A 15,069-nucleotide genomic window follows, 5' to 3' on the forward strand; every position below is an offset into this window, starting at 1 on the left:
AATATCTCTTACATTAACCCTCTTCCTACTTTTACCATTTTTTTATTGGCAGTCAATTCTTTAACGAGATTATCTAAAATTCCGTTGATAAAAATACTACTTTTTGGTGTAGAATATTCTTTTGCAATTTCTAAATATTCGTTAAGAGTTACTTTTACAGGAATTGAAGGGAATTTTATAAACTCGCAAATGGCCATTTTCAAGATAATCGTATCAATTTCTGCAATACGATCGCTGTCCCAATTTGGCGTTTTATCTTCATATTCTTTTGCAAAAGCCGTTTCGTTCAAAATTGTTCTTCTAAACAAATCTTTTGCAAAATCTTTATCTTCAACATCTTTATACAATCTAGGCACTCTAAAATCGTCTGAATCTTCGGTTTTAATAGCCTTCAATTGTTTAATAATATGAGTGTTTACAACCGGAATATCATCAACCCAAGTTAATTTATCGTCTTCTAAATACTCGTATAATTTTTCATTTGGCACAATAACATTTTCAAACAAATCAATAATAAATTGTCTGTCTTCTTCAAACGTGTTTACGTTATTGCTCATGTATTTTTTGTAGATATCGCTTTCTTTAACATCATTTAAAAGCAAAATGATATAATCGTCGTTTAAAGACCAATTATTGATTTTACGATTTTCTAAAGCGATGCTAAGAGAGTTGCTTTCGGCAAGGAGTTGAAAAATTTTGTTTTTGATAAATTTTTCGTTTGGGTTACGTTCTGCTGCAGTAGCAAGGTGTTTTTTACTTGACAGATGCAAATAGACAGCTTCTTTTTTACAAATTTCTATCAATGAAGAAAGCATTATAAGGTATAAGTCCTGAATATTATCAATGCTGTAAAAAAGGAATTTCTCCTCTTTTTCCATGTTATCAGAACCGCTTTGATGCATTGCATAAATGGATTGCATTACTTTAACGCGTATGTGTCTTCTATTTACCACCGTGTAAGAACATTTAAAAATTAGTCTGCAAAAGTATAACTTTTGAAGCATATTTTAAAATTTACACATTAAAAAAACGTTTATTTTGAGAAAAACTGAGGAAAAGTGGTCAGTGTGCAGTTTTTGAGTGGTCAGTTTTGAAAATAAAAAAGTCTCATTTTCAGAAAAACTAAAAATGAGACTTTTTTTACTCTAGTCCTCTAAATGTCAATCTTAAGACTGAACACTTAAAGAGTGAATGCTGAACACTAAAAATTATTTAGCAGCGTTCTCGATTCTTCTTTGGTCAATACGATTTTGTGCAATAGTAAGAGCCGCTCTATGTGTTGTGATTCCGTTTTTAGCAGCGAAATCAATAATCTCTAAAGTTGTATTGTAGATATTTTCTGTTTTGCTCATGATTTCAGCTTTACCGTAGTTTGCTAATTCAGCATAAACATTGATAATTCCACCAGCGTTGATTAAGAAATCTGGAGCATATAAAATTCCTCTTTCTTGCAATCTTGCTCCGTGAACATTCTCATCAGCTAATTGATTGTTGGCAGCACCAGCAATAACTTTAGCTTTAATTTTATCTACTGTATTATCGTTGATTGTTGCTCCCATCGCACATGGCGCATAGATATCAACATCTGCAGCATATAAATCTTCACCAGTATAAATTGTTGCATTGTATTTTGAAGCAACTTGGTATAATTTTTCTTCGTTAATATCAGAAATCGTTACCTGTGCTCCTTCTTTAGTTAAATAATCCACTAAAGTTTCACCCACGTGTCCAATTCCTTGTACCAAAACTTTTTTACCATCTAAGACATCAGTTCCAAACTGACTTTTAGCAGCAGCTTTCATACCTAAATAAACACCATAAGCTGTAACTGGAGAAGGGTTTCCAGAACCTCCTCTTTCTTCAGAAATACCCGTTACATAAGGTGTTACATCTCTTACAGTATCCATGTCTTTAGTTTCCATTCCGACATCTTCTGCTGTAATATATCTTCCGCTAAGTGAGTGAACAAATTCACCAAACTTACGCATCAATTCAGGTGTTTTTTGTGTTTTTGCATCACCAATAATAACCGCTTTACCTCCACCAATATTTAGTCCAGTAATAGCCGATTTAAAAGTCATACCTCTTGAAAGGCGTAAAACATCATTTAAAGCTTCCCATTCTGTGTTATAATTCCACATTCTGGTTCCTCCCAAAGCTGGTCCCATAACCGAATTATGAATACCAATAATTGCTTTTAAACCTGTATCTTTGTCATTGCAAAATACAATTTGTTCGTGATCGTCAAAAGATAATTGACCAAAAACAGGATCCATTTTTTGAAGTTCCTTTCCAGTTGCGAAAGTTGCATCCATAGCGCTAGTATTAATTAGGTTAAAATTACGAATTCGTCAAAAAGACTTCTCAAACATAATTAAAAAATACACATGTGCTAATTTTTTATCTATTAAATAACAATTTTACAATATTATTGTTTTGATTAAATCGCAAATTATTATAATTTTATTTGATAATAATTCTTAAATACAAATCAATTCAATATCACATTTCTTAAAAAAATGAAAGAATTAAGCTATTTAAACAAATATTTCATTAAGTATAAATATAGTTTTTCAGCAGGTATTTTAATAACCATAATCGCACAAATATTTTCTTTATTCACTCCAAAGCTCATTAGCAAGTCTTTAAACGCTATTGAGAGTTTTGATAAACTTTCTATTTCAGAGCAAAATTCTGAAACCGTGATTGCAGGTTTTCATCAGGATCTCATTCATAATGTGCTACTTATCATCGGAACTACGATTGTTGCTGGTTTTTTAACCTTTTTAATGCGCCAGACTTTAATTGTAATGTCTCGTCATATAGAATTTGATTTAAAAAATGAAGTTTTCAGACAATACGAAAATCTTTCTCAGAATTTTTACAAACAAAACAGAACCGGAGACTTGATGAATCGCATTAGCGAAGACGTTTCTAAAGTTCGTATGTACGTTGGTCCAGCGGTAATGTATACTATTAATACATTTATTCGTTTTGCTATCGTTATCATATATATGTATAATGTATCGCCACTTCTTACTTTATATACTATATTGCCACTGCCGATACTTTCGTATTGCATTTTTAAACTAAGCTCTGAAATCAATAAACGAAGCACGACTTTCCAGCAATATCTTTCTAAAGTTTCGAGTTTCACGCAAGAAATTTTTTCAGGAATTCGCGTTATAAAAGCATATTCTTTAGAAAATCAGCATCAAAATAATATGGTTGATCTGGCGGAAGAAAGCAAACGCAAAAGTTTAAGTCTGGCTAGAGTACAATCTTTATTTGGTCCGTTGATGATTGCCCTTATCGGAATTAGTAATTTGGTGGTTATTTATTTTGGAGGCGTGATGTACATTAACGGAAGCATTCCGAATATCGGAACCATTGCCGAGTTTATATTATATGTAAATATGCTAACCTGGCCCGTAGCTTCTTTAGGATGGGTTTCTTCTATGGTACAAGAAGCAGAAGCTTCGCAAAAACGTTTGAACGAATTTTTGAAAATTGAACCAGAAATTAAAAACAACAACGAAGATTCGTCAGAAATACAAGGATATATTGCTTTCGAAAATGTTTCTTTTACTTATAAAGATACTAATATCGAAGCCTTGAAAAATGTTTCTTTTACGGTTAAAAAAGGAGAAACGCTCGCCATTTTAGGAAAAACAGGTTCTGGAAAATCGACGATTCTTTCTTTGATTTCAAGATTGTATGATGTGACAGACGGCGAAATTAAAATTGATGAAAACGAAATCAGCACTTTAAACTTAAATGATCTTCGCAATAATATCGGAATCGTGCCTCAAGATGCTTTCTTATTTTCGGACACGATTAAAAACAATATCAAATTCGGAAATCAAAATGCAACGGATGAAGAAGTGATCGAGGCGGCAAAAAATGCCGTTGTTCACGACAACATTATTGCTTTTAACAAACAATATGACACCATTTTAGGAGAAAGAGGGATTACACTTTCGGGAGGGCAAAAACAGCGTGTTTCTATTGCAAGAGCGATTATAAAAAATCCTGCAATCTTACTTTTTGACGACTGTTTGTCTGCAGTTGATACCGAAACCGAAGAAATGATTTTGAATAATTTGTTTGAAATTTCTAAAGACAAAACCACCATAATTGTGAGTCATCGAGTATCTTCTGCAAAGAATGCAGACAAAATTATTATTCTCGAAGATGGTCGCATAATTCAACAAGGCTCTCATAATCAATTAATAAATCAAGAGGGATATTATTCGGCGTTATATTTAAAACAACTTTCGGAAAAAGAATTACTTTAATTGTTGCGTAATAGATAATTTTTTATGATTTTTGAGTACTATTAATTCCAAAAATGATAGAACGTATTATGAGAGAAAATGACATGTTAGAAAAAGAAGAGATTTTTTCTAAAGTATTACGCGCAGGAAGAAGAACTTATTTCTTTGATGTGAGAGCTACCAAAGCTGATGATTATTACATTACTATTACCGAAAGCAAAAAATTTACTGAGGAAGATGGTTCTTTTCACTTCAAAAAACACAAAATCTATTTATACAAAGAAGATTTTAGTGCATTCTCTGAAATATTAGAAGAAATGACTTCTTATGTTTTAAACCACAAAGGAGAAGAAGTTATTTCTGAAAGACACCAAAAAGATTTTAAAAAAGAATACAGTTCTGAAAAATCTGAAAGCCAAAGATCTAGTTTTACAGATATTGATTTTGACGATATTTAATCAAAAATCATCCCTATAAGTAGGAGTCCAATTTGTTCTGCATTTTGGGCTTTTTTTATATATTTATTTGTGAGATGCGATTTGTAAAATGTGAGATGCATCATTCACTTCATCTCACTTGTAACATTTCACAAATTACATTTTACTCTTAACTAACAAAAAATGAAAAAATTAATTCTTCTTTTAAGTTTCGTTTTCTTTGGAATTTCTCTTTCTGCTCAGAATATAGAATATGAAACGAAAAATAATATTCAATATTATAATGCAGCTGCAAATAAAGCAGATAAATATATTAGCGAAAGATGTGTTTTAGATATTTATTATCCGAAAAATAAAACTGGATTTGCTACCATTGTGTGGTTTCACGGCGGAGGATTAACTGGCGGAAACAAAGAAATTCCAGAAGCTTTAAAAAATAAAGGTTTTGCTATTATTGGCGTAAACTATAGATTGTCGCCAAAAGCAAAAGCGGCAAAAGCGATTGAAGATGCCGCAGCTGCAGTTGCTTGGACTTTCAATAATATTGCCAATTATGGCGGAGACAAATCTCAGATTTTTGTTTCTGGACATTCCGCAGGAGGATATTTGGGAATGATGATTGGCTTGGATAAAAAATGGCTTCAAAAAGAAAATATCGATGCCAATCAAATTGCAGGACTTATTCCGTTTAGCGGACAATGCATTACACATTTCGAAATTAGAAGAGAAAACGGAATTCCAGAAAAACAGCCAAAAATTGACGAATTTGCTCCTCTATACCACGTTCGTGCCGATGCTCCGCCTTTATTGTTAATTACAGGAGATCGTGAATTGGAAATGTTGGGACGCTATGAAGAAAACGCATATATGGCCAGAATGATGAAGTTGGTTGGACACACGCAAACTAAATTATATGAATTGGACGGCTACGGCCACGGAATGACAGAACCTGGTTTTCCGCTTTTGGTTAATGAAGTAAACCGAATTTTAAAAGAACGCAAAAAATAATCACTAAATAAAAATCCACGGCAATGGAGACACAACTATTAATTATACCAGGACTTGGAGATTCTGGAGAAAAACACTGGCAAACTTTTTGGCATAAGAAATTCGAAAACTCAATTCGTGTTGTACAAGACAATTGGGATGAACCGATTCGAGAAGAATGGCTTGATAGATTAAACGAGAATATTTTAAAACTTAGCGAACCTACTATTTTAGTAGCGCACAGCTTGGCTGTTTCATTGGTTTTGCATTGGGCAGAAAAATACAACAATCCAAATATTATTGGCGCCTTTCTGGTTGCACCAGCAGATGTAGATTCGCCAGAACACACACCAGAGAGCATCAGAAATTTTTCGCCAATGCCTCTTTATAAATTACCTTTCCCATCTGTAGTTGTAGCAAGCGAAAATGATCCGTATGCTTCTTTTGAAAGAAAGAATTACTTCGCAGAAAAATGGGGAAGCGATTTTGTTAATATCGGAAAACAAGGCCACATCAACTCCGATTCTGATTTAAAATATTGGGAAGAAGGGCAGTTGATTTTACAGCAATTAATTGATAAAATAAATTCTTAAAGTAATCAGTGATCAGATTTTTAGTATTCAGTTCTCTCAATGAGTTTAATAACTAAACACTAAAAATCTGATCACTGAACACTTCACCCAATACGCAGTCCGTTTGGAATTTTAAAATCGGGAGCTAATAAAATAACATCTCCCTCCTCGCCTACAGCGCCAAGTACCAAACATTCGCTCATAAACTTTCCGATTTGTTTTTTCGGAAAATTCACTACCGCCACAATCTGGCGATTTACTAAATCTTCTTTCTGATATCTTTTAGTTATTTGTGCCGAAGATTTTCTAATTCCTATTTCTGAACCAAAATCAATGGTTAGTTGAAAAGCTGGTTTTCTGGCTTCAGGAAAATCGTTTACTTCTATAATAGTTCCGACGCGCATATCGGTTCTTCCAAATTCGCTCCAAGTTAAATCCATTTTTAATCTTTTATTACAAACCTATAAATTTTGTAATTAATGCGCCTAATTCTATAACCTTTTCTTTTGCCAACGCTCTAATTTTACGATAAGAACTAGTAGCTAAACGAAAAACATATAAACATGGAACATACTGAACCAAATGCGTGCATGTCAATTAAAGATTTTGAATCTAATTTAAAACAGGTTCACACGGATAAATATATAGAAGTAGCACAAAATGTACGACTATACGTTAAAGATTACGGCCAAGGTAAACCTGTAATCCTTATACATGGATGGCCGCTTTCTAACGAAATGTGGGAATATCAAATAGACCATTTAGTGCAGAACAATTTTCGCGTTATTGCTTACGACCGTCGAGGTTTCGGGAAATCTTCTCAGCCTTGGGATGGTTACGATTATGATACTTTGGCAGATGATCTTAAAGAAATTATCGAACAGCTGGAGTTGGAAGATGTAACGATTGTTGGATTTTCAATGGGTGGCGGTGAAGTGGTTCGTTATTTTAGCCGTCATGGCGGAAAAGGCGTCACCAAAGCTGCTTTGATTTCATCAATTATTCCTTTTCTCTTAAAAACTCACGATAATCCTGATGGCCACCCGAAAGAAAAAAGTGAAAATACCGCAGCAGCCATCAAAGAAGATAGAATCGCGTTTGTAGATAATTTTGGAAAAACGTTTTTTGGCGTAAACATTATCAACAAACCCGTTAGCACGCCTTTATTAGAATATTACAGAAATCTATGTTCTGCTGCTTCTCCTCGAGCTACTTTAAAATGCGCTGAATCTTTTTCTTATACCGATTTTAGAGAAGAACTCGATTTTATTAAAGTTCCAACTCTTATCATTCATGGAGACGACGATAAAATTGTGCCAATTGATCTTACTTCAAGAAAAGCGGCAAAATCTATAGCAAACAATACTTATATCGAATATTCAGGAGCACCGCACGGTCTTTTTTACACCGATAGAGATAAGCTTAACGAAGACTTATTGGAATTTTTGAATTCCTAAAAAACTAAAAAAAGTATCCAAAGAAGCAAGCTCTGGCAGCTAACTGCTTTTTTGGATATTTTTTATTCTTGTGCTCTTTTATTTACAGATTTTTAAAGCTATTTTTGGGAATCAAATTTCAGAAAAAATGGCACGAACAGAATCAACAATGCTTCCATTAGGAACAATTGCTCCTGATTTTTATTTAAAAGACACCAATTCTAATGACACTTTTTCTTTTGAGGATTTAAAAGGTTCTAAAGGCACTTTGGTGATGTTTATCTGTAACCATTGCCCATTTGTACATCACGTTATCAAGGAAATTGTCATGATTGCCAACGATTATCGCGTACAGGGTTTAGGAGTTGTCGCCATTTCGAGCAATGATGTTGTGAAATATCCGCAGGATAGTCCAGAATTAATGACCGAATTTGCCATAGAGAATAAAATTGATTTTCCTTATTTGTATGATAAAAGTCAAGAAACAGCAAAAGCCTATCAAGCAGCTTGCACTCCAGATTTCTATTTATTTGATAATCAAGACAGATTATTCTACCGCGGACAATTGGATGATTCAAGACCAGGCAACGGAATTCCTCTTAGCGGAAGCGATCTAAGAGGTGCTATAGATGCCTTAATTTACAACAGAAGTTTGAAAGAACCGCAGAAACCAAGTCTGGGCTGTGGCATAAAATGGAAGTAAATACGCATTAAATTCAAAAAAATTACGTATATTTGCCGTTCAATTTTACTCCTTATGGGAAATAGAACACCACTTACAGTCTCTATAAAGCCGTTTTGCATAGCAAAACCGCTTCCTGCTGTAATTATTTCGCATAATAAGGCCTTTATTTTTTAGGCCTCCGTCTATTTCACTTTTTTCTTCTTTTTGACGGAGGATTTACATCAGCTTAACGAATCATTTATTTGACAAAATTCATTTTTGATCAGATATTTTTTTGTTTTTCCATTTAAATATTTTAGTCCAAAAGACTACAAATCATTTATTTTCTAATAATCTCAAAGGAAGAATAAACCATTTAAAAAATTTTATAACAATAAATTCAAATAGATATGAAACCAACACCCACTTTCTCTAAATCAGATTATCAGTTTCTAAGAGAATTGATTTTAAAAAGTAAAAATTCAACAAATACTAAAGAAGCCAATCAGCTTTCGCAAGAATTAGATCGCGCTGTAATTAGTAAGGAAAGCGAACTTGACAGCACAGTGATAAGAATTAATTCTTTTGTAACAATTGAAGATGTAAAAGCAAAGAAGCAGATGAAAATTCAAATCGTATTACCTTCTGCTGCAGACGTAAAACAGTCCAAAATATCAATTTTAGCACCTCTAAGTGTCGCTATTATTGGTTTTAAAGAAAATGACGAAGTAGACTGGGAATTGCCTGCTGGAGTTAAAACTTTAAAAGTAGTTGCTGTAGATAATTCGGCTGTACATCATTCCTAATTTTTCAAACACCTCATTCTGTGACGGTGTTTTTTTTATATCTATTTGAAAATAAAAAAACTGTTCGATTGAACAGTTTTTTTATGCTTTTATCTCAAACAAAAATTACAATTGCGAATCAATATAATTTGTAACTGAAACCATTTGAGCTTCATCTAATTTTGCTTTTTTACCCATTTTTACCAAAATTGGCGTCCATTCTTCCTTTGTAAACTTTTTCGGCTCAAACAATTTGTGGCATTTTGCACAATTATTTTCGTATAAACTTTTACCCGCTTCTAATTCAGGTGTTAATGCTACAGCTTTTGCCGTTGCACTAGCTGGCGCAGATGCTACAGGAGCTGCTTTCTTACTTCCGCAAGAAACCATAAATAAGGCAAGTCCTGCAAGGATTAATATATTTTTCATTGGCTTTATTTTTTAGTAAATATAAAAAAATCCCATATGCCTTGGCATACGGGATTCTATTTATAACAATACTAAATTGTTTCTAAAGTCTTATTTTACGTCCATTAATTCAACGTCAAAAATCAAAGTTGCATTTGGCGGGATAACTCCTCCTGCACCAGATGGTCCGTAAGCTAAATCTGAAGGAATTACAAAACGAGCTTTGTCTCCAACTTGCAATAAAGCAATACCTTCGTCCCATCCTTCGATAACTTGTCCAATTCCTAATTTGAATTCGATTGGTTTTTTGCGAGGGTAAGAAGAATCAAAAACTTTTCCGTTTTCTAAAGATCCTTCGTAGTGAACAGAAACCGTTTTACCAGCCTCAGCTTTTTTACCGTCTCCTTTTTGAATCATTTTATAACGTAAACCAGTTTCTGTTTTATCAAAACCAGCAGCTAATTGTTCCATCTTTGCTTCAGATTCTGCTTTTAAAGCTGCTTCTCTTTTTAGACGAGCACCTTTTAAACCAATGAAAGCTTCGATAGCGTTCCATTTTTGAGCTTCTTCACCAACTCTGATGATCTCAACAGACTCTAAATTATCACCTTGAGCAACAGCATCTACAACATCTTGCCCTTCAACAACATGACCGAAAACAGTATGTTTGTTATCTAACCAAGGAGTTGGAACGTGCGTGATAAAAAATTGAGAACCATTGCTTCCTGGCCCTGAGTTTGCCATAGACAAAACTCCTGGACGATCGTGTTTTAAACTTGGGTGAAACTCATCATCAAATTTGTAACCTGGATCTCCAGTTCCTGTTCCTTTAGGGCAACCACCTTGAATCATGAAATCTGCAATTACTCTATGGAAAGTTAATCCGTCATAGAATTTTTGTCCTTGAGGTTTTACTTTATTTTCCATATTTCCTTCTGCAAGAGCAACAAAGTTACCTACAGTTCCTGGTGTCAAATCGTGTGTCAATTTTACTAAAATTGAACCTTTGCTAGTATTGAATTTAGCGTATATTCCGTTTTCCATGTTGTTATTTTTAATTTGAACGCAAATTTACAAATTAATTTTTTAATCAATTTGTGCTTTTGCCTTTTTAGATTTTGATTTATAAGTAAGTCCGTAAATCGTTAATGATATTAAAGATAAAACCATACAACCGATAGTTACAGCTGGCCATCCTCCCATTTTCCAAAGTAATAAACCGTAAGCAGATCCTGCAGCTGTTCCTAAGAAAGTAAGCGACATAAATACCGTATTCAACCTGTTTCTAGCTTCTGGCAATAAAGAATATACTCTCGTTTGGTTTGAAATATGAACTCCTTGAATTCCGATATCAATAAATACAATTCCGATAGCAATTCCTATTACGCTTTCTATAGCAAAATAGAACGTGATGAAACTGATTAAAACCAATAAACAGCCATAACCCACTGCAATTCTTGAATTTCCTTTATCTCCCAGTCTTCCAACTAAAGGTGCTGCCAAAGCTCCAGAAGCTCCAACAATTCCGAACAATCCAATTGTGGCGCTATTAAAATGGAATGGCTCTCCAGAAAGCAATAAAACCATTGTGGTCCAGAACGCTCCAAATTGAGCAAAACTGAAAACATTGATTGCAGTTGCTTCACGCAAAACAGGTTGTGTTTTTATAAGCGTGAATAAAGATTTAATTAATTGACCATAAGTCCCTTGAAATTGCGGTTTGTTCTGCGGAAACTTGCTTTGAATGACAAAAAAGATCAAAAGACAAATTCCGGCTGCGATATAAAACATCGATCTCCAACCCAAAACTTGGCCAATGAATCCGCTTAATGTTCGCGAAAGCAAAATTCCGACTAAAAGTCCGCTCATAATAGTTCCAACAACTTTTCCTCTTTCTTCGGGCGCACTCAAAGAAGCGGCAAGAGGAAGAATAAGCTGCGGCACAATAGATGTGATTCCGATAAGCAGAGAAGCAATTTGCAGAACAAGAAAACTTTTGGCCGTTGCTGCAATTAATAAAGCAATTACAGTAGCAAAAGTGGTCATTAAGATTTGCCTTTTTCGTTCTATTTTATCGCCAAGCGGCACCATAAAAAACAGTCCGATTGCATAACCTGCTTGCGTTAGATAGGTTATTGTTCCGGCGCTGGCTTCAGGAATTTTAAATTCGTTGGCAATTAAAACAATCAAAGGCTGGCAGTAATAAAGATTTGCAACTATAAGACCAGTGCAAACTGCCATAAACAGTACATTAGTTTTTGATAAATTCATGCTGCAAAAATACCATTCTAATCTTTAGCAGAACTTTAAAAAAAGTATAAATTTTAAGCTTTTTTTTAAAACCATATAAGTCATATAAGTTCATTTAAACTAAACGCTTAAATTTTCTTATATGCCTTATATGGTTTATTTTTCAACTTTTAATAGTTCAAAAAATCTTCTCTTGCAGGGCTGAAAACATCTGTTAGCATTCCTTCTTCAAGACAAACAACTCCGTGCACAGCGTGTGGCGGAATATAAAAACTATCGCCTTCTTTTAAAGTTTGAGTAACTCCGCTTATCGTTACATCAAATTTTCCGCTTGAGATGTACGTAACTTGTGAATGATAATGATCGTGTAGAGTACCAATTCCGCCTTTTTCAAAATGTACATTTACCAGCATCACTCTTTCGTCAAAAGCCAGAATCTTGCGTTTGATTCCTTCGCCCACTACTTCCCACTCGATTTCGTCGCCTTTTATAAATTCTTTGCTTGTTCCTAAATTCTGCATATTCGTTTATTTAATTATAATTTCAAAATTCCTTCGAATTATCTCTAATGCTTTTAGAAAACCCAAGTGTTTTTTCTTTTTGACAAGTTTAGTTTAATTCTCTGAAACGGCAAATTTCACCGCCGCTTCAGAATGAATTCTTGTTGTATCAAAAGCAGGTACAGAAATATCTTCTTGACTTAGTAGCAACGGAATTTCTGTACATCCCAAAATAATTCCTTCGGCTCCATTCTCAATTAATTCATCAATTATAGAAAGATAAGCTTTCTTAGTTTGTTCAGAAATTATGCCCCTTCCTAATTCTTCTTTTAAAGTCTTTTGAATAAAATCCCTATCTTCCTGAAGAAAAGGTACAATGGCTTCTATATTATTTTCAGCCAATTTATCAAAATAGAAATCCATTTCCATTGTAAATTTTGTCCCCAATAAACCAACTTTTTTCAATCCGAGCTTATTTATTTCGTTAGCAGTAGCTGTAACAACATGAATTATTGGCAATGCAATTTCTTTCTCAAGTCTGTCCGAAACTGCATGTGCTGTGTTTGCACATAATACAATCGCTTCTGCGCCACTTTTCTCTAAACTTTTACAGGCTTTTAAAAGCAATTTAAAACTAGCATCCCAATCTCCATTTGTATTATTTCTCTGAAAATCATCAAAATTCAAAGAATATATAATACATTCAGCAAAGACAAGTCCTCCCAATTTTTCATTTATTCCTTCATTAATAAAACGATAATAATCTATTGTCGAAACCCAGCTGATCCCTCCTACAAGCCCTAATTTTTTCATGTCTTTATTTTCTCTATGAGATATTCTTTAGATATTTATTTCACTTTCAACTTCTAATTGTAACTTACAAGATGGATTCAAAAGGATTGAAAGTAAAATTATTTTTTGTCTTCTATATAAGTTCTTTACTGGTATTCCCTTTCTTTTTATTTTTATATTTTTTCAAGATCTTTTTTCATTAAAGCTGATTCTTCATTCAGATTATTCTCTTTAAAAAATTTTTCAAGCTCTTTTAATCTTTTTACATCATCGTATTTAAAACCCGAATTTAATTTTCTCTGGCAAAGTGAACACAATCTAATCGAATGTCGATCTGTTTCTACCATGCTATTTGTGCCGTTCATAACACAATTGGCTTCAATGCAATGATGCAGACCAAACATATGCCCTATTTCGTGCGAACAAATTTTCAATAATCGACCTAAACTCAAATTAAAGTCTGCTTCTTTTTGCATTCTATACATCGAGCTTACCGCAATTTTATCCCTGTAGGAGGCTAGTCCAAAAACATAATTCCATTCTGGCTTTGGATACAAATCTTTTTCTGTTATTGCCATTAAAGCAACTCCCTTATCTGGTTTCTCTTCTTTTAGAACATCAGTTAAAATATAACCTGCTAAAAATTGTTCCTGCTCGACATCACCAATTCTTCGAGCATTGTTCGGAATAATATCATTTGAAAGCTTCTTTAAAACTTTAGTTTGCAACTGAAAAAATATTTCCAAATATTGACGAACTAATTCAATTTGTTTCTTCTGTACCGAATTAAACTCTCCGATAGGCTGCAGATAAATGATGTTTTCTTCTTTCGTTGGAATAATATGTTTTGTTCTGATAAACTGTTCAAAAGTTTGCCCTTTTTCATTACGAGAATAAAGCCAATCACCAAAAATAGGTTTGCCAAGTTTAACATCATTACTTTTTATAGCTACAAAATAGGGATCTAGTTTTAAATTAAGTTCTTGCTTTGGCTCTGTATTTGGCTTTGCTTTTTCTTTCTTACTCGACTCGCAAGAACAAAAAACCACCAATAGTAACAAAAAAAGTTTCTTCATAAACCTGGCTTACTAGAGTAAATTTTTCGAAATAAAATCACAACTTGATTTAATAGATTCAAAAGAATTGGAAGCAAAGTTATTTTCCTGCTCCACAAAAAAATGAATCATTCCAGATTTTTTTGCTGCTGCAAATAATGGCTTGAAATCTATTGTTCCAGAACCTACTTCTGTATTCAAATCATTGTTTTTTTTATCCTTGTCTTTTACGTGCCACATTTTAAAACGGCCTGGATTTTCTTTGAATAATTGCAAAGGATCATTTCCTGAATGAACAACCCAATACAAATCCAATTCAAAAAAGACCAAATCTTTGTCGGTTTCATTTAATAAAATGTCAAAACCTGTAGTACCATTATATTTTTTAAATTCAAAATCATGATTATGATACGCCAGTTTCAAGCCTTCTTTTTTACACATTTTTGCTGCTTCATTTACACGAGCTGCAATCTTTTTATAATCTTCTATATTTCGTCTAAAAGGTTCATCAATCCAAGGAACCGTTAGAAATTCGTTTTTTAGAATTTTCGCTGCTTCAATTGACGAGATTAGTTCTTCTGTGTTTCCATCATAGAGAAAACTTCCTAAATTATAATGTCCGCTAACTGCTTTTAAACCATTTTCATCCAAAATCTTTTTCAGTTCTTTCGGGGTTAGCCCCCAAAACTGATCTTTGGTCGAAAAACCATATGTTTCGACAGTGTTATAACCTGCTTTAGCTACTTTTTCTAAAGTTCCTTTTACGTCTTTTGGAAGTTCATTACGAAGCGTATATAGCTGTAAACCTATTTCTTTTTTATTCATAGAAAATGCAAATGATGGTGAAGCCAAAACTGCTGTAGTGGCAAGACCTGTGGTTACGATAAAATTTCTTCTGCTAATCAT

Annotated in this window: 17 protein-coding genes; 7 read left to right on the forward strand and 10 right to left on the reverse strand. The window is 33.5% G+C overall.

Going from position 1 to position 15,069, the window contains the following annotated elements; genetic code table 11:
* Nucleotides 1–8: 8 nt before the first annotated feature.
* Both nusB and J7574_RS16515 read right to left on the reverse strand, forming a co-directional pair.
* Nucleotides 9–920 carry a transcription antitermination factor NusB gene (nusB, locus tag J7574_RS16510; protein ID WP_290970926.1) on the reverse strand — a complete coding sequence of 304 codons (912 nt, stop codon included), beginning with the start codon at nt 918–920 and terminating at the stop codon, nt 9–11.
* Between the two features lie 288 nt (nt 921–1,208).
* Nucleotides 1,209–2,315, reverse strand: coding sequence for a Glu/Leu/Phe/Val dehydrogenase (locus tag J7574_RS16515; RefSeq protein WP_290970929.1), 1,107 nt, complete (start codon nt 2,313–2,315; stop codon nt 1,209–1,211).
* A 204-nt stretch (nt 2,316–2,519) separates the two neighbouring features.
* On the opposite strand from J7574_RS16515, the gene J7574_RS16520 reads away from it, so the two are divergent.
* From J7574_RS16520 to J7574_RS16535, 4 genes are all read left to right on the forward strand, one after another.
* Nucleotides 2,520–4,298, forward strand: coding sequence for an ABC transporter ATP-binding protein (locus J7574_RS16520; protein ID WP_290970931.1), 1,779 nt, complete (start codon nt 2,520–2,522; stop codon nt 4,296–4,298).
* A 68-nt stretch (nt 4,299–4,366) separates the two neighbouring features.
* Nucleotides 4,367–4,735 carry a PUR family DNA/RNA-binding protein gene (locus J7574_RS16525; protein ID WP_177212505.1) on the forward strand — a complete coding sequence of 123 codons (369 nt, stop codon included), beginning with the start codon at nt 4,367–4,369 and terminating at the stop codon, nt 4,733–4,735.
* Between the two features lie 162 nt (nt 4,736–4,897).
* Nucleotides 4,898–5,722, forward strand: coding sequence for an alpha/beta hydrolase (locus tag J7574_RS16530; protein ID WP_290970933.1), 825 nt, complete (start codon nt 4,898–4,900; stop codon nt 5,720–5,722).
* Nucleotides 5,723–5,745: 23 nt separating this feature from the next.
* Nucleotides 5,746–6,294, forward strand: a complete 549-nt coding sequence (locus J7574_RS16535) for an alpha/beta hydrolase (protein WP_290970935.1) — start codon at nt 5,746–5,748, stop codon at nt 6,292–6,294.
* Between the two features lie 83 nt (nt 6,295–6,377).
* Here J7574_RS16535 and J7574_RS16540 read toward each other — a convergent pair whose 3' ends face one another.
* Nucleotides 6,378–6,713, reverse strand: coding sequence for a tRNA-binding protein (locus J7574_RS16540; protein WP_290970938.1), 336 nt, complete (start codon nt 6,711–6,713; stop codon nt 6,378–6,380).
* 123 nt (nt 6,714–6,836) lie between these two features.
* Between J7574_RS16540 and J7574_RS16545 the strand changes: the two genes are divergently transcribed.
* From J7574_RS16545 to J7574_RS16555, 3 genes are all read left to right on the forward strand, one after another.
* Nucleotides 6,837–7,730: an alpha/beta hydrolase gene (locus tag J7574_RS16545; protein ID WP_290970941.1), complete on the forward strand. Its 894-nt coding sequence runs from the start codon at nt 6,837–6,839 to the stop codon at nt 7,728–7,730.
* 127 nt (nt 7,731–7,857) lie between these two features.
* Nucleotides 7,858–8,412 carry a thioredoxin family protein gene (locus J7574_RS16550; protein WP_290970944.1) on the forward strand — a complete coding sequence of 185 codons (555 nt, stop codon included), beginning with the start codon at nt 7,858–7,860 and terminating at the stop codon, nt 8,410–8,412.
* 371 nt (nt 8,413–8,783) lie between these two features.
* A complete protein-coding gene (locus tag J7574_RS16555) occupies nt 8,784–9,179 on the forward strand; it encodes a GreA/GreB family elongation factor (RefSeq protein WP_290970947.1) in 396 nt (131 codons plus the stop codon).
* 105 nt (nt 9,180–9,284) lie between these two features.
* Here the strand turns inward: J7574_RS16555 and J7574_RS16560 are convergent, their stop codons facing one another.
* From J7574_RS16560 to J7574_RS16590, 7 genes are all read right to left on the reverse strand, one after another.
* Complete coding sequence (locus J7574_RS16560; RefSeq protein ID WP_290970949.1) at nt 9,285–9,587, reverse strand: cytochrome c; 303 nt, start codon at nt 9,585–9,587, stop codon at nt 9,285–9,287.
* 90 nt (nt 9,588–9,677) lie between these two features.
* Nucleotides 9,678–10,610 carry a peptidylprolyl isomerase gene (locus J7574_RS16565; RefSeq protein WP_290970951.1) on the reverse strand — a complete coding sequence of 311 codons (933 nt, stop codon included), beginning with the start codon at nt 10,608–10,610 and terminating at the stop codon, nt 9,678–9,680.
* A 42-nt stretch (nt 10,611–10,652) separates the two neighbouring features.
* Entirely contained in the window at nt 10,653–11,807 is a 1,155-nt protein-coding gene (locus J7574_RS16570; RefSeq protein WP_290970954.1) for an MFS transporter, read from the reverse strand.
* Between the two features lie 179 nt (nt 11,808–11,986).
* Nucleotides 11,987–12,337, reverse strand: coding sequence for a cupin domain-containing protein (locus J7574_RS16575; protein WP_290970957.1), 351 nt, complete (start codon nt 12,335–12,337; stop codon nt 11,987–11,989).
* Between the two features lie 93 nt (nt 12,338–12,430).
* Nucleotides 12,431–13,129: an aspartate/glutamate racemase family protein gene (locus tag J7574_RS16580; protein ID WP_290970960.1), complete on the reverse strand. Its 699-nt coding sequence runs from the start codon at nt 13,127–13,129 to the stop codon at nt 12,431–12,433.
* Nucleotides 13,130–13,281: 152 nt separating this feature from the next.
* On the reverse strand, nt 13,282–14,184 hold the full coding sequence (locus tag J7574_RS16585; RefSeq protein ID WP_290970962.1) for an archaemetzincin family Zn-dependent metalloprotease: 903 nt from the start codon (nt 14,182–14,184) through the stop codon (nt 13,282–13,284).
* Between the two features lie 12 nt (nt 14,185–14,196).
* A complete protein-coding gene (locus J7574_RS16590; RefSeq protein ID WP_290970965.1) occupies nt 14,197–15,069 on the reverse strand; it encodes a sugar phosphate isomerase/epimerase in 873 nt (290 codons plus the stop codon).

The sequence above is a fragment of the Flavobacterium sp. genome (assembly GCF_017744675.1).
GTDB lineage: Bacteria > Bacteroidota > Bacteroidia > Flavobacteriales > Flavobacteriaceae > Flavobacterium.

What these genes read in the sequence shown, in the direction of transcription:
- nusB (WP_290970926.1), bottom strand. Translation starts at nt 920, where the DNA reads ATGCAATCCATTTATGCAATGCATCAAAGCGGTTCTGATAACATGGAA.
- J7574_RS16515 (WP_290970929.1), bottom strand. Translation starts at nt 2,315, where the DNA reads ATGGATGCAACTTTCGCAACTGGAAAGGAACTTCAAAAAATGGATCCT.
- J7574_RS16520 (WP_290970931.1), top strand. Translation starts at nt 2,520, where the DNA reads ATGAAAGAATTAAGCTATTTAAACAAATATTTCATTAAGTATAAATAT.
- J7574_RS16525 (WP_177212505.1), top strand. Translation starts at nt 4,367, where the DNA reads ATGAGAGAAAATGACATGTTAGAAAAAGAAGAGATTTTTTCTAAAGTA.
- J7574_RS16530 (WP_290970933.1), top strand. Translation starts at nt 4,898, where the DNA reads ATGAAAAAATTAATTCTTCTTTTAAGTTTCGTTTTCTTTGGAATTTCT.
- J7574_RS16535 (WP_290970935.1), top strand. Translation starts at nt 5,746, where the DNA reads ATGGAGACACAACTATTAATTATACCAGGACTTGGAGATTCTGGAGAA.
- J7574_RS16540 (WP_290970938.1), bottom strand. Translation starts at nt 6,713, where the DNA reads ATGGATTTAACTTGGAGCGAATTTGGAAGAACCGATATGCGCGTCGGA.
- J7574_RS16545 (WP_290970941.1), top strand. Translation starts at nt 6,837, where the DNA reads ATGGAACATACTGAACCAAATGCGTGCATGTCAATTAAAGATTTTGAA.
- J7574_RS16550 (WP_290970944.1), top strand. Translation starts at nt 7,858, where the DNA reads ATGGCACGAACAGAATCAACAATGCTTCCATTAGGAACAATTGCTCCT.
- J7574_RS16555 (WP_290970947.1), top strand. Translation starts at nt 8,784, where the DNA reads ATGAAACCAACACCCACTTTCTCTAAATCAGATTATCAGTTTCTAAGA.
- J7574_RS16560 (WP_290970949.1), bottom strand. Translation starts at nt 9,587, where the DNA reads ATGAAAAATATATTAATCCTTGCAGGACTTGCCTTATTTATGGTTTCT.
- J7574_RS16565 (WP_290970951.1), bottom strand. Translation starts at nt 10,610, where the DNA reads ATGGAAAACGGAATATACGCTAAATTCAATACTAGCAAAGGTTCAATT.
- J7574_RS16570 (WP_290970954.1), bottom strand. Translation starts at nt 11,807, where the DNA reads ATGGCAGTTTGCACTGGTCTTATAGTTGCAAATCTTTATTACTGCCAG.
- J7574_RS16575 (WP_290970957.1), bottom strand. Translation starts at nt 12,337, where the DNA reads ATGCAGAATTTAGGAACAAGCAAAGAATTTATAAAAGGCGACGAAATC.
- J7574_RS16580 (WP_290970960.1), bottom strand. Translation starts at nt 13,129, where the DNA reads ATGAAAAAATTAGGGCTTGTAGGAGGGATCAGCTGGGTTTCGACAATA.
- J7574_RS16585 (WP_290970962.1), bottom strand. Translation starts at nt 14,184, where the DNA reads ATGAAGAAACTTTTTTTGTTACTATTGGTGGTTTTTTGTTCTTGCGAG.
- J7574_RS16590 (WP_290970965.1), bottom strand. Translation starts at nt 15,069, where the DNA reads ATGATTAGCAGAAGAAATTTTATCGTAACCACAGGTCTTGCCACTACA.